12 protein-coding genes are annotated in these 13,196 nt (G+C 50.0%); 10 read left to right on the forward strand and 2 right to left on the reverse strand.

Annotation, left to right across the window (positions count from 1 at the left end; all coding sequences use genetic code 11):
* Nucleotides 1-175 precede the first annotated feature (175 nt).
* Together EZJ49_RS15935 and EZJ49_RS15940 are read right to left on the reverse strand one after the other, a co-directional pair.
* Nucleotides 176-1,009: a flagellin gene (locus EZJ49_RS15935; RefSeq protein ID WP_262553263.1), complete on the reverse strand. Its 834-nt coding sequence runs from the start codon at nt 1,007-1,009 to the stop codon at nt 176-178.
* A 524-nt stretch (nt 1,010-1,533) separates the two neighbouring features.
* A complete protein-coding gene (locus EZJ49_RS15940; protein ID WP_262553264.1) occupies nt 1,534-1,794 on the reverse strand; it encodes a hypothetical protein in 261 nt (86 codons plus the stop codon).
* Nucleotides 1,795-1,868: 74 nt separating this feature from the next.
* Between EZJ49_RS15940 and clpB the strand changes: the two genes are divergently transcribed.
* The 10 genes from clpB to EZJ49_RS15990 all read left to right on the forward strand — a co-directional run bounded on the left by clpB (nt 1,869) and on the right by EZJ49_RS15990 (nt 13,188).
* Nucleotides 1,869-4,457, forward strand: coding sequence for an ATP-dependent chaperone ClpB (gene clpB, locus EZJ49_RS15945; protein WP_262553265.1), 2,589 nt, complete (start codon nt 1,869-1,871; stop codon nt 4,455-4,457).
* A 7-nt stretch (nt 4,458-4,464) separates the two neighbouring features.
* On the forward strand, nt 4,465-4,851 hold the full coding sequence (locus EZJ49_RS15950; RefSeq protein WP_262553266.1) for a methylglyoxal synthase: 387 nt from the start codon (nt 4,465-4,467) through the stop codon (nt 4,849-4,851).
* Nucleotides 4,852-4,954: 103 nt separating this feature from the next.
* Nucleotides 4,955-6,076: a CapA family protein gene (locus EZJ49_RS15955; RefSeq protein ID WP_262553267.1), complete on the forward strand. Its 1,122-nt coding sequence runs from the start codon at nt 4,955-4,957 to the stop codon at nt 6,074-6,076.
* A 55-nt stretch (nt 6,077-6,131) separates the two neighbouring features.
* The gene (locus EZJ49_RS15960; protein WP_262553268.1) at nt 6,132-6,629 is read left to right on the forward strand and encodes a hypothetical protein; all 498 of its coding nucleotides are present in this window, start codon (nt 6,132-6,134) and stop codon (nt 6,627-6,629) included.
* Between the two features lie 14 nt (nt 6,630-6,643).
* The gene (locus tag EZJ49_RS15965) at nt 6,644-7,135 is read left to right on the forward strand and encodes a hypothetical protein (protein WP_262553269.1); all 492 of its coding nucleotides are present in this window, start codon (nt 6,644-6,646) and stop codon (nt 7,133-7,135) included.
* A gap of 274 nt (nt 7,136-7,409) precedes the next feature.
* Complete coding sequence (locus tag EZJ49_RS15970; RefSeq protein WP_262553270.1) at nt 7,410-8,612, forward strand: hypothetical protein; 1,203 nt, start codon at nt 7,410-7,412, stop codon at nt 8,610-8,612.
* Between the two features lie 85 nt (nt 8,613-8,697).
* Nucleotides 8,698-9,297 (forward strand): riboflavin synthase, encoded by a 600-nt coding sequence (locus tag EZJ49_RS15975; RefSeq protein WP_262553271.1) that lies wholly within the window; start codon nt 8,698-8,700, stop codon nt 9,295-9,297.
* A gap of 1 nt (nt 9,298) precedes the next feature.
* Nucleotides 9,299-10,429, forward strand: a complete 1,131-nt coding sequence (ribB, locus tag EZJ49_RS15980; protein WP_262553272.1) for a 3,4-dihydroxy-2-butanone-4-phosphate synthase — start codon at nt 9,299-9,301, stop codon at nt 10,427-10,429.
* Nucleotides 10,429-10,968 carry a 6,7-dimethyl-8-ribityllumazine synthase gene (gene ribH / locus EZJ49_RS15985; protein WP_262553273.1) on the forward strand — a complete coding sequence of 180 codons (540 nt, stop codon included), beginning with the start codon at nt 10,429-10,431 and terminating at the stop codon, nt 10,966-10,968. The genes ribB and ribH overlap by 1 nt, the downstream gene beginning before the upstream one ends.
* A gap of 15 nt (nt 10,969-10,983) precedes the next feature.
* The gene (locus tag EZJ49_RS15990) at nt 10,984-13,188 is read left to right on the forward strand and encodes a sensor histidine kinase (RefSeq protein WP_262553274.1); all 2,205 of its coding nucleotides are present in this window, start codon (nt 10,984-10,986) and stop codon (nt 13,186-13,188) included.
* Nucleotides 13,189-13,196: the final 8 nt, after the last annotated feature.

The raw sequence follows: 13,196 nt of genomic DNA on the forward strand, positions 1-13,196 counted from the left end.
GAAGGTTTTCGCCTGGACTTAAGCTAAATATTTGAAATTATTGGTAAATAAGTTCGACAGTTTTTTGTGTGATGAAAAGCGGGCAAGGGTGGGTGGAAAAAGTTTGGGCAGAAATAAATAAAAAACCCGGAGGGAAGATCCCACCGGGTTTTAGGTTTTGGTTATCTTATTCCAATTAACCGATCAGCTTAAGAGCCAATTGATTGGATTGGTTAGCCTGAGCCAAAGTGGAAGTACCAGCTTGCAACAGGATGTTGTTACGAGTCATCTCGGAAGATGCCTGAGCAACGTCTGTATCGCGGATACGGCTGTTAGCTGCAGACAAGTTCTCTTGAGCCACACCCAAGTTGTCCACTGTGGAAGTCAATCTGTTCTGAAGCGCACCAAGGTTAGCGCGAGTTCCAGAGATTGAAGTCTGAGCAGCGTCAAGTTGGCTCAAAGCTTCCTGAGCACCTTCTTTAGTGGAGAAGTCCACACCAGAAAGACCCAGAGCATCCAAAGTGGCTACGTTTTCACCAGCGTTGAAGGAGATACGATCTTCTTCAGCATTGTTGAACAAACCCACTTGGAAATCGAAGCTTGGAGAAGAACCATCCAAAAGCTTAGTAGTACCCCAAGTTGTTACAGAAGCGATACGTTGCATCTCAGATTTCAACTGTTGAACCTCTTTATTCAACATACCACGCTCTGTCTCACCAACAGTGTCAGAAGCAGCCTGGATACCCAACTCACGAAGACGAACCACGATGTTACCGATTTCGTTCAAGCCACCCTCAGCAGTTTGAACCATGGAGATACCATCGTTCGCATTGCGTTGAGCTTGAGCGGCAGATCTGATCTGAGCTTTCAAGCCTTCAGAGATCGCCAAACCTGCAGCGTCGTCAGCAGCTTTATTGATGCGGCTGCCGGAAGCAAGTTTCGCCATAGAATCGTTGATCGCTCTTTGAGAACCGATAAGGTTACGTTGAGCATTAAGTGCGCTGATATTTGTTGTTACTCTCATTCCCATTTTAAATTCCTCCGTTAATATTTATTTTTCATACTCAATACCTTCCTTGATTTGTTTTTTTGGCATCGGCGAAACCTACTTTCGCTTTGCCGGCACTGACATCCGAGTCGGTGCATTTTTTAATGGCCTTTTTATTTTGGGCGTTAACCCCCGCTGGCTAAGTTCGCATCCGGGGCTCTGCCCCTTTTGCTCTTGCGCTCAGCGCGTGAACAATCTGTTGTTCTATTTCAGTTTCATCCTTGAAGGCCCTCCTTTCGGTTCAGCAAGAGAGTGACCATCTCTCTTGACTCCTTCTGAGTGAATCGTTGATGTGCATTAGATCGGGATTTGAGACGAGGTCTTGACAGGACGTCAGGCGGGTTTTGTTTGTTTTTTACAATACTGGTCAAAGGGCAGATCGGGGATTCAGGACGTAAGGTTGTCCTGAATCATTTGTACACAGTACTTTCAGAGGGAAAAACCAGCGATTGCCGGACTTTAGATCGGTCAATTTTTAGAGAGGAGACGAATGTCGAAGAAAAAGCTTAGTCGATTTCCAGGAAACGGCAGAAAGCCATATTGCCAGCCAACAGATACTGGTGCGTCTGTTCGGCCTTCAGGTGATGGCGTGGGTTGTAGCCAATAGTACAAAGAATCTTGTCGCCATCGTAGTGAGAACAGTCTTCACAGGAAAAGCGTGTGTCGTATTTCAGGTAATCAGACGGATGGACATTGTCCTTCTTGATAGAAGGATGCAGGCGTGGTTGGGACTTGCCTTTTCCTTTGGGATTTACGATTCCGGCCATTCTGGAAGATCCTTTCGGGGATCATATTGACAATGCAAAAATAAGACTCATTCTTTATTTCAGATGGAGGCTCTATGAGCAATGATATTGAAAAAATGACGCGAAAAAGCCAGGAGGCCATGCAGGCCGCCGCTAAACTGGCAGAGCGTAAAGGTAGCCCCTCCGTGGAACCTGAACACCTTTTGATGGAGCTGGTGCAGCAGTCAGAAGGTATTGTTCCTCGTATCTTGGATAAAGTTAATGTGCCTCAGGCCCAGTTCTTGGCGGACCTGAGAACCCGTATTGATAAATTCCCCCAAGTCACTGGCGGCAGTCAGAAAATGTACGCCAGTCCGCGTTTGGAAAAGATTTTTCAAACCGCAGAAACCGAAGCGCAAGAGTGGGGGGATTCCTATATCTCCACTGAGCACTTCTTTATGGCGATGCTGAAAGGAGCGGATTCCGAGCTGCAGGCCTTGTTCCGCAAAAACAAGATCAATGCAGATTCCGCGCGCACAGCTTTGACAGAGATTCGTGGCAAACAAAAAGTGACGGACGATGATCCTGAAAACAAATACGAAGTTCTAAAAAAATATGCCCGTGATCTGACGGCTCTGGCCGCTGAAGGCAAGTTGGACCCGGTCGTTGGACGTGACGAGGAAATCCGTCGCGTGGTGCAGGTTCTGTCGCGCCGAACGAAGAACAATCCTGTTCTGATCGGTGAACCAGGCGTGGGTAAGACGGCGATCGCTGAAGGTCTGGCGTTGCGTATTATCAAGCAAGACGTGCCGGACAATTTGATTGGCAAAAAATTGATGTCTCTGGATATGGGGGCTTTGATTGCTGGCGCCAAATACCGTGGTGAGTTCGAAGATCGCTTGAAGGCGGTCATTAAAGAAGTTACCTCCAGTGATGGGCAGATTGTTCTGTTCATCGACGAGCTTCACACTTTGGTTGGAGCCGGTAAATCAGAGGGTGCCATGGATGCCGGGCAATTGTTAAAACCTGCCTTGGCGCGTGGTGAATTGCGCTGTATTGGTGCCACCACTTTGGATGAATACCGCAAGTACATCGAAAAAGATGCAGCACTCGAGCGTCGTTTCCAGACCGTCATGGTGGAAGAGCCGAGCGTGGAAGATGCTATCACGATCTTGCGTGGTTTGAAAGAAAAGTATGAAGTCCATCACGGTATCCGTATCACCGATGCGGCTTTGGTGTCGGCGGTGAAATTGTCTCACCGTTATATCACCAACCGTTTCCTGCCGGATAAGGCCATCGACTTGATCGACGAAGCGGCCAGCAAGCTGGGGATTGAAACCCGCTCTGTACCGGAGGAAGTCGATAAGATCGAACGCGAGTTGATGCAGCTTCGTATTGAAAAAGAAGCTTTGAAAAAAGAAAAAGACGAAGGTGCCAAAGAGCGTCTGGCGGTGATTGATAAAGAAATCACCGAGCTGAATGCGAAGAATCAGCTTTTGCGTGAACAGTGGGAATTTGAAAAGGGCGGCATTGAGCAGATCAAAAAGCTGAAAGCCGACATCGAAGACCTGAAAGTGGCCGTGGCCAAAGCCGAGCGCGAAGGTGATCTGGGTAAAGCCGCGGAACTAAAATACGGTCGTCTGCCAGAAACCGAGAAAAAACTCAAAGCCCTGGAAGAACGCAGTAAAGAAGGCGCGAAATCGGCTTCTGAAAATCGCATGCTGAAAGAGGAAGTCGGTCCGGAAGACGTGGCCGAAGTGGTGGCGAAGTGGACGGGAATTCCAGTCAGTAAAATGCTGGAAAGTGAATCCCAAAAACTTCTGCACATGGAAGATGAACTGAAAAAACGTGTGGTGGGCCAGGATCATGCCTTGACCATCGTGGCGGATGCCATTCGCCGTGCACGTGCAGAAATCTCGGACCCGAATCGTCCTATTGGAACGTTTATGTTCCTGGGACCAACGGGTGTCGGTAAAACCGAAACCGTAAAGGCCTTGGCAGAGTTCCTGTTTGATGACGAACAAGCCGTGGTGCGCATTGATATGAGTGAGTACATGGAAAAGCATTCTGTCGCTCGCTTGATCGGGGCGCCTCCGGGCTATGTGGGTTACGAAGAAGGTGGTCAGTTGACCGAAGCCGTTCGTCGTCGCCCTTACAGCGTGGTTTTGCTGGATGAAGTGGAAAAAGCTCATCCGGATGTGTTCAATATTCTGTTGCAGGTTTTGGATGACGGTCGTCTGACTGACGGGCAGGGGCGCACGGTGGATTTCAAAAATACGGTGTTGATCATGACCTCGAACGTGGGCTCTCAGTCGATTCTGGACCCTAGCATGTCCGAAGAATCCAAACGTGAAGCGGTGAACGAGGCTTTGCGCGAAAGATTCCGTCCGGAGTTCCTGAACCGTATTGATGAAATCGTGATGTTCAAGTCTTTGGGCGAATCTCAGATTTCCGGCATCGTGAAGGTGCAGTTGGATCTGGTGGCGCAACGTTTGCGAGCGAAAAAGATCGCGATCGACTTCAATCAGGAGGCCGTCGACTTCCTGGCGAAGAAAGGCTACGACCCGGTTTACGGTGCCCGACCTTTGAAACGTGTGATTCAGACAGAACTGTTGAATCCACTTTCCAAAGAGATCATCGCAGGCAAGGTCAAAGCGGGCGACACAGTTCACGTCAAGGCCAACGGCAACTCGTTGGCCTTCTAAGGATGATATGAAGAAAAGCAGCAAGAAGAAAAAAAACATCGCCCTGATTGCTCACGATGGAAAGAAGGCCGCACTGGTTTCTTTCGTTCGGGATCATCTGGATGACTTCAAAAATTTTACTTTGATTGGAACCGGCAACACCGGCCGTCTGATTCAGGCGGCCGGGCTGAAGGTGACCCGTAAGCTTTCCGGCCCCTTGGGTGGCGACGCCCAGATTGCGGCGGAAGTGGCGACGGGAAAGTGCCAAGGGGTGATCTTTTTCCGTGATCCACTGGGTATGCACCCGCATGATCCGGACATCTCGATGTTGATGCGAATCTGTGACGTTCATAACGTGCCATTGGCGACGAATCCTGCCACGGCTGAATTGCTTATTAAGGGCCTTCCAGGATAATTTCTGAAAGGCCGGCTGTCTGGAGTTTAGACAGCGCGGGCATATTTTTCCACCACCTTCCTGTCAGTTGCGAAAATCCCGGCCAGGCTTCATCTTAGGGCCCATGCGCAACTTTAAATCTCTTCTGATATCAGGTCTTTGTCTTGGCTCTTTAGCGGTGTCAGCGGCTCCCACCAAAGGGGCTTATTGTCAGGATGATTCCGTGGTGTTGGGTTTTGTCGGGGATATTCTGGTTCACGATGCGCTTTACAAATCCATTCTTCCCAAGCAGCGATTCACGGCTTTGTGGGAAAAAGCCATTCCGCTTTTCAATAAAGCAGACTACATGGTCGCGAATCTGGAAGGTCCTGCGGCACTGGGGATTGAAAAGTCCGGGCGCGATGTCGGCGATCAGGGATTTTCTTATGATCTGAATGTCTATTCCGGCACCAAGTTTTCTTTTAACTTTCACCCACAAATTTTGCGTGATCTGAAGTCTTCGGGCATTGATCTGATCAGTACGGCGAACAATCATTCTTTGGATCGCCAGTGGCGCGGGATTGATCGCACTTTGGAATCTGCCAAACAAGTCGGTATCGCGACAACAGGGACTCGCCCTTCTTATGCTCCGAATGAACAGTACTATCACCTGGCGGACGTGCGGGGCTATCGCCTGGCCTTTATTGCCTGCACTGAGGCCACCAATGGAATCGCGGATACCAGGAATCAGGTGCTGTCTTGTTACGGAAAGTCCCAGCAGGTGGAAGGCTTGATCAGGCAACTGCGTGGACGTTCGGATATTGATGCGGTGATTGTTCTTCCGCATTGGGGTGTGGAGTACAGCTCTAAGCCTGATAAGTCACAAATCAGTTATGCTCGTCGTTTTTTAGAGGCCGGTGCTGCGGCCGTGGTGGGTTCGCATCCCCATGTTTTGCAGCCTTGGGAAACTTACAGAACTGCCGATGGTCGTCAGACCATGATTGTTTATTCTTTGGGTAACTTCCTGGCCTTCCAGTCGGGCACAGAAAAGAAGACGGGAGCCGTGGTTTACCTGCGTCTGAAAAAAGATGCCGCAGGACGTACACAGCTTGTGACGGCTTATTATACTCCGACCTATCGCGATGGCTACACCGTCTATCCGATCAGCAGTCGTGGCAGTAAAGAAGCGCTTAAAGAGTCCGCAAAGCATTTCGGTACGCAGAACCGCTTTGAGCCCGACCAAAAATTCCCGGGCTGCCATCTCTGATAACACTTTCCCCGGCTAAGACTCTTGTGTTTCAATAAAGACTCGGGAGAGCTTTATGGAAGAAACCACATCTCAGTTCTGGCGCAAGTGCAGTTCTTGTAAAAAGCCAATTTCTTTTGGCGCAAAATATTTCGTGTGCAGCGTTTCGACCTGCAATAACGAACGCACGGGATATGTCTTTTGTAGCGTCCCTTGTTTTGAAACCCACCTGCCAGGGGCTCGTCACCGAGATGCCGGGGCGATTGAAAAGATCGCGCCAAAGACCGCCGGGGAAGAGATGCACCGGGCTCCGGCACGCATTATCGTAAAACCGACTTCGACTTCCACGGCTTCTTCTGCGGTGGTCAAGAGTTCGGCGCCTCAAGAGGTGTTGATCATTGCTTCACGTTTGAAGGAATATATTCACGCCCGCTCTGAATACAACACCTCGGCCTCTGTGATGGATGTGTTGTCTGATCACGTGCGTATTATCTGTGATCGCGCCATTGAAAATGCCAGAGCCGACGGACGCAAGACTGTGATGGATCGGGATTTTGAATTCTTAAAAAAATAGAAAAGAGGTTTTCCATGAAAAAGTGGTTGGCAGTTGTGGTGATCTTTTTTGCCGTTTCAGTTCAGGCGCAGTCGCGTTTTAGTTATGACTTAAGTGGCGCGTCGGGTTCCCGGGATGGAGAATCTTTCACCGAGATTCATCTGGGCTTGAACTATTTTGTGACGGACTGGTTGAACTGGCGCAACTCTGTTTTCACTCAGTTTGGTACGGACATTAATACTGTTTATGGTTTGGATACCGCAGGGCTCTTTAATTATGAGCTTTACAATAGCAACCGTACTTTGGGGATTGAGTTCTTTGCCGGGCCGGGTTTGCGTTTTGCCTCGGAAAATTCCAACGCTGCTTTCGGCAAGGCCGGTGTGACTTTCGGATTGGGGGGCTTGCGTATTGGTGCGGGTGTTCAGCAGTTCCATTACTTTGAAGATCGCAAAGACAAGAACGACAACACCTTAAACAAAGATGAAACCCAGTATTTCATCACCCTGTCGGGTGGTGGAAGTTTTTAATTAGTGATCAAGCTTTTGACGTTCAGAGTATTCGCACTAGTGAAGGTGTCGTTCAACTTTTCTTAAACAGTCTAATCTTTCGACAACACAAATTTTTTTGAAAAATGCTTATTTGAATTGTCCCAAGTTATTTCAAACACTTAACCTGTCTCAGAGTGAAACCGGTTTTGTTTTTGCAAATGAGTCCGCAAACTTACACCCGGTTTAAGGTCTAGCTCTTTCATTCCGTATACTGTGCATGAACCGCCTCAGTGAAGGATTGGAAAGGACAAACATGAAATCACAATCGGGCACAGCAAACTGGTCAAAGAAGATGATGAAGGCCGGCATTATGATCGCCGGTGCTGCGATGACCATGGGCAATCAGAAGTGCGAGCAACAACAGGCTGTTGTTCCTGAGCGCACGTTGAAAAAAATTGTCGAGATGGGCTCTATCCGCTCCAGTCCGTTGGTGCTGCCTAACGGTTCCTTTGATTTTCAATTTGTAGCGAATCAGCAGGTGTACGGAGTGCTCATGGAGAGCAAAGAGTTTGCGCTAAGATATGCGCCTCCCATCGCGGTTCCCCCCGAGCAGGTACGCAGTGGGGATCAAAGTTTCTTCAATCTGACCAAAGCGGACGGTCAGATGATGAAAGCCTTCGCGGAAGCTGCGGGCAAGGATGATTACAACGTTCAGTACGCCAAGACGGCGTGGTGTATGGTGAACATCCCACAGGCGAAGATCTCGGGTTCGGTGAACTCTTTTGAGTTGATCGGCGGCGGTGGTCTGACGGTGGGCTTTAATCCGGCCGGGGCTTATCCCACGAATGGGCTGACCTCTGCGGGTTTCAATGTGGAATGGGCACAATTGGATTTGTCGATGATGGCACTTCGCCCGCTGACTTCCAAGGTGATGACGGCCACGAATGTGACGACCAAGCAGACCAAAACCAAAGTGAACTTCGGTTTGAACTTCGGAGCTTTCACGATTGGGCCTAGCGCTTACTATCAAACTCCGTTAGCGCAAGTTACCAAGAACGCTCTGGTGAAAGCCGTGGGTGAGCTGAACACGGGTTTGAAATCAGAAGAGTGGTACAGCCGTGTGATGGCCAATCATGACACCCATCTGATCGTGGTCGGTGGAACTGACGTGGGCTTGGAAGCCGGGGATCAGTTGTTGATCTATAATGAAGATTATTACTGGGAAGGTGAACCCTGTGACTCGAAGTACCTGGGTGGTGGTGCGGCAGCAGGTTCCGCCGTGGCAAAAATCGAGATCGACTGGGTGGGCGATGAAATTTCCCGCGGTCGCGTGATCGAGCAGAACGACAACAACGCCGTGATCGGCGCAAAAGTGAAGCTCTTTAAGTTCCATGCGGCGGATTATAAACCGCAGGACCCAGGCGTGCAGCCAGTGGATTCCAGCTCTGGAAACTCAGGCTCAACAGGCAATACAGGCAGCACCCCACAAAAACCCAGCAAACCCGGCCGCACTTAAGGGCTTTCTCAGAGTGTAAAAGTGCCACTTTCCTTGCCAGAGCAGGGTGAAACGTGTAGGGTCTCGGCCACAAGCAGAGGCCCTTATGTTTTCTGGAATCGTCGAATCCGTCATGCCGATTGAAAGCTCCGAAGAGCTGTCTAACGCCTATCGAATTAAAATAAAAAAACCTAGTGAATTCAATGATATAAAGCTTGGCGACAGCATTGCCTGCGATGGTGTCTGTTTGACGGTCGAGGCTTTTGATGACTCCCATATGACTTTTGCGCTGGCGGCGGAAACGATCAAGGTTCTGGAATGGAACCCGCAAAGCTGGATCGGCAAACAGGTCAATCTTGAGAGATCTTTGCGTTTTGGCGATCGCATCCACGGTCATCTGGTGACGGGTCATGTGGACAGCCTGGGGACGGTGAATCGTGCGGAACTTCAGGGGGAGTCCTTCTTCCTCGATGTCAAAGTCGCCGATACTATCCTGCCGTATGTGTGGAAAAAGGGCAGCGTGACCTTAAACGGAGTCAGCCTGACAGTGAATGAACTGGAAGGAAACGTGGTTTCAGTGTGCCTGATCCCGGAAACTTTGAAGCGTACAAATTTGGGTGTTTTACAGCCGGGCAGTCGTATCAATGTAGAACCTGACTATATGGCGCGAGCTATTCAGCGCTCTTTGGAAGTAAGAAAGGGCTAGCATGGAATTCAATACCATCCCTGAAATTATCGAAGACGTTCGTAACGGAAAAATGGTCATCCTGGTGGATGATGAAGATCGTGAAAACGAAGGCGATCTGATTTTGGCGGCGGAATTCGCCACGCCTCAGAATATCAACTTCATGGTGAAAGAGGCGCGTGGTTTGGTGTGTCTTTGCCTGACGGCCCAACAGGTCGATCGCCTGCAATTGCCGCTGATGGTTCGCGATGACTTGAACTTTGCGCCCAACAAAACAGCGTTCATGGTCAGCATCGAAGCGTCCGAGGGGATCTCTACCGGGATTTCTGCGGCGGACCGTGCGTTGACCTGTCGGGTGGCGGCGAACCCTCACGCCAAACCTGCTGACATTCACATGCCGGGTCACATCTTCCCGATCCGTGCGCAGCAAGGTGGTGTTTTGAAACGTGCCGGTCACACGGAAGCCAGTGTGGATCTGGCTCGCTTGGCGGGACTCAACCCAGCCGCTGTGATCTGTGAGGTGATGAACGATGACGGAACGATGGCGCGTGTGGGTGACTTGCGTGCCTTCGCGAAAAAGCATGGTGTTAAAATCGGCACTATCGTGGATCTGATTGCTTACCGTCTGGCGAATGAAACTTTGGTGGAAGAACTGGCCAGCATTCCGTTGCCGGCGTCTTTCGGTGAAAACATGCAGGCGCGTGTTTTCCGCAGCACAGTGGACGGGCTGGAACACCTGGTGATTCAAAAAGGTGAAATCAAAAAAGACCATCCAACGCTGGTGCGTGTGCATGTTGATAACTTCACTCGCGACTTCCTGGCAGTGGTGCAAAGAGGAGCTTCCTCTGTTCTGGAAAGCGTGAAAGCGCTGCAGGCGGAAGAATCTGGGGCCTTTGTGTTGTTGCGCGGGAACAACCGCACGGCAGGTCTGGTGCAGGAACTGAATGTGCTGATCGGGATGGAGGACGTGCGTCCGTCCACTCCGCTGATGGATGAACGTGATTATGGTATCGGGGCGCAGATTTTGCGCGAGCTTGGTGCCAACAAGATCCGTCTGCTTACGAACAAGCCCGAGAAAAAAGTCGGCTTGAAGGCATTTGATATTGAAATCGTTGAAATTGTCGCAATGGAAAATCTGAAGGGGCCAAAATAATGGGAAAAATCAAAGTTGGTGTTGTTACAGCTCGTTGGAATCAGGAAATTACTTCCAGACTTGAAGAAGGCGCGATCAGCTATCTGGAGTCCTGTGAAGACGTCGAGATCTTTGCGGCCCTGGTTCCGGGCGCAGTTGAAATCCCATTGGCTTGTCAGGCATTCCTGGATGCAGGTTGTGACGGTGTGGTGGCTTTGGGTGTGGTGATCCGTGGCGACACGTCCCACTATGACTATGTCTGCAACTCTGTGACGGATGGTGTGACTCGTCTTATGCTTGATTACAAGAAACCAATTGGTTTTGGCGTCCTGACGACGGAAAACGAAGAGCAGGCCTTTGCCCGTGCCGGTGGTGAACACGGCAATAAAGGGGAGGAAGCGGCTCAGGTTGTGATGGAAATGATCGGTCTGACGCAGGAAATCCCTGCGGCCATGAAAACGGCCGTGATGTTGGCCAAGAAAGCCCCTGCGAAGGCAGCCAAGAAGCCCGCAAAAGCTGCGGCAAAAACACAAAAAAAGAAGAAAAAAGTAAGAAAGTAATCTAGCATGGGGCCTATGGAAAATACGCCCCTTAAGGATGAGTTTCTGCCTCCTGGTCCGCAGGAGTTTAAAAAGCGACGCCGTGAGATCATTTTGGTTCTTGTGGTGTCGTTTTTATTTGGTCTTCTGACGTGGTTTGAGATCCGCCTGTTCGCAACCAGTCAGCAGCTTCCCTTTGTTCACAGTATCTTCTTCTTTGGTCTGGTGAACTTCAATATCATCTTGCTATTGCTTCTGCTGTTCATGATCTTCCGCAATGTCGTGAAGGTTTTCGTGGAAAGACAGGGGAAGGTTTTCGGCAGCAGTCTAAAAGCGAAACTGATTGCCGCCTTCGTGGCATTCAGCTTTATCCCGACCGTGCTGATGTTTATCATCTCGGTGTTTTATATCAATTCCAGCTTCGACAAGTGGTTCAGTGCGAAGATGGCGGGGGTTCTGAAAAGCTCCATCGAAGTCACGAACGCCTATTACTTCAATGCGAAGAAAAAGAACTATCATTTTGCCCATCAAATCTCTGATTCCATCCGTCCTCTGAAAAATCAGAAGGACATCCAGAAAAAAGTCGAACAACTGCGCAAGGATTTCAGTCTGGATGCGGTCGAATACTATCCGTCTCTGTTCGGAAAACGCGTGGTGGTGTCGGCGGAAGATGACAACGTTCCCACCGTGCCTGCGGTGTCGCTGGAGTTCCTGCAAAAAGGGATCAAACTTCAGGCCGAAGCCAGTATCATTCACCAGTTCGGTGACGGCAATCTGGTGCGTGTGATTGTCCCGGTGCAAGAGGGGGCAGAGAAGGGTGCTGTTGTTGTATCCAGCTTCCTGCCGCTGTCGTTGATTTCCAAGATGAACGACATCTCGACCGCCTATGATGAGTTCCGCGATATCAATCCATTGGAATACCCGCTGAAGTCGATCTATCTGTACATCCTGGTTCTGATGACTTTCGTGATTTTGTTGGCGGCAACCTGGTTTGGATTCTATCTGGCCAAACAGCTGTCGGTGCCGATTGTGCAGTTGGGACGAGCGACCCGTCGGGTGGCCGGGGGCGATTATACTCCGCTGGAAGTGAAGTCCGGCTCTGAGGAAATCAACGACCTGATCACCAGTTTCAATTCCATGACGGTCACCCTGGAAAGAACGCTTGAAGAGCTGGATCAGCACGCGCGTTACACGGACACGGTTTTGAAGAACGTCAGTGCCGGGGTGATTTCGGTGGATAAGGCCGGTATTGTGACGACCATCAATCGTCATGCGGCTCAGCTTTTGCGAGTGGACCCGGAAAGATTCATCGGGCATTCGGTGCGCGATCTTTTGACCCTGGAATACTTTAGAACCTTCGCGGAACTGCAAAAGACCATGCACGATCACAAGATCGAAAGCTTGCAGAAAGAGCTGCGCCTGAATGTTCAGGGTGAAGCCGTGCCGCTGCAAGTAACGCTGTCCATGCTGAAGGATGAAAAAGGCGAGGACATTGGTAAGATTCTGGTCTTTGACGATATGACTCCGATTGTGAATGCACAAAGGGCGGCGGCCTGGACCGAAGTGGCTCGTCGTATTGCACATGAAATTAAAAATCCCCTGACTCCGATCAAACTTTCTGCGGAACGATTGCAGCGTAAGTTTGGTGGGTCGATCACCGATCCGGCTTTTAGCGAATGCACGACGATGATTGTAAAGCAGGTGGATGGGCTTAAAAATCTGGTGAATGAATTCAGCAATTTTGCCCGTTTGCCACAGGCCCGTCCGGTGGTGGCTAATCTAAACAATGTTGTAGAGGAGTCCTTGGGGCTTTACCGTCAGGCTCATCCGCAGATTGCTTTTGAGTTCACGAAGGACGGGGATTTGCCGGACTTCAAGTTCGATCCTGATCAGATCAAGCGGGTTTTGGTCAATTTGGTCGATAACTCAGTTTCGGCTGTTGCAAAAGAGCCACAGCCCAGCGTGAAAATTGTCACTCGCTATGACAAGGACATCAAAACGGTCCGTATGACTGTGGCCGACAACGGGGAGGGCATCCCTGCGGCGGATCGAAGTCGTATTTTTGAGCCATACTACTCTACAAAAGAGGGCGGAACTGGGCTAGGATTGGCCATTGTGAAAAGGATCATCGAGGACCACAACGGTTTCATTCGTGCGACAGCCAATGAGCCTAAAGGCATTAAGATGGTCATTGAAATGCCAGTGAATGAAGTCGGCGCGTGGAAGCCATCTGAATCCTAGCAAGAAGA

It is taken from the genome of Bdellovibrio bacteriovorus (genome assembly GCF_025558485.1).
Taxonomy (GTDB): Bacteria; Bdellovibrionota; Bdellovibrionia; order Bdellovibrionales; family Bdellovibrionaceae; genus Bdellovibrio; species Bdellovibrio bacteriovorus_G.

Bases quoted from the DNA above. Each gene is read 5' to 3' on its own strand.
- EZJ49_RS15935 (WP_262553263.1), bottom strand. From the start codon at position 1,009: ATGGGAATGAGAGTAACAACAAATATCAGCGCACTTAATGCTCAACGT.
- EZJ49_RS15940 (WP_262553264.1), bottom strand. From the start codon at position 1,794: ATGGCCGGAATCGTAAATCCCAAAGGAAAAGGCAAGTCCCAACCACGC.
- clpB (WP_262553265.1), top strand. From the start codon at position 1,869: ATGAGCAATGATATTGAAAAAATGACGCGAAAAAGCCAGGAGGCCATG.
- EZJ49_RS15950 (WP_262553266.1), top strand. From the start codon at position 4,465: ATGAAGAAAAGCAGCAAGAAGAAAAAAAACATCGCCCTGATTGCTCAC.
- EZJ49_RS15955 (WP_262553267.1), top strand. From the start codon at position 4,955: ATGCGCAACTTTAAATCTCTTCTGATATCAGGTCTTTGTCTTGGCTCT.
- EZJ49_RS15960 (WP_262553268.1), top strand. From the start codon at position 6,132: ATGGAAGAAACCACATCTCAGTTCTGGCGCAAGTGCAGTTCTTGTAAA.
- EZJ49_RS15965 (WP_262553269.1), top strand. From the start codon at position 6,644: ATGAAAAAGTGGTTGGCAGTTGTGGTGATCTTTTTTGCCGTTTCAGTT.
- EZJ49_RS15970 (WP_262553270.1), top strand. From the start codon at position 7,410: ATGAAATCACAATCGGGCACAGCAAACTGGTCAAAGAAGATGATGAAG.
- EZJ49_RS15975 (WP_262553271.1), top strand. From the start codon at position 8,698: ATGTTTTCTGGAATCGTCGAATCCGTCATGCCGATTGAAAGCTCCGAA.
- ribB (WP_262553272.1), top strand. From the start codon at position 9,299: ATGGAATTCAATACCATCCCTGAAATTATCGAAGACGTTCGTAACGGA.
- ribH (WP_262553273.1), top strand. From the start codon at position 10,429: ATGGGAAAAATCAAAGTTGGTGTTGTTACAGCTCGTTGGAATCAGGAA.
- EZJ49_RS15990 (WP_262553274.1), top strand. From the start codon at position 10,984: ATGGAAAATACGCCCCTTAAGGATGAGTTTCTGCCTCCTGGTCCGCAG.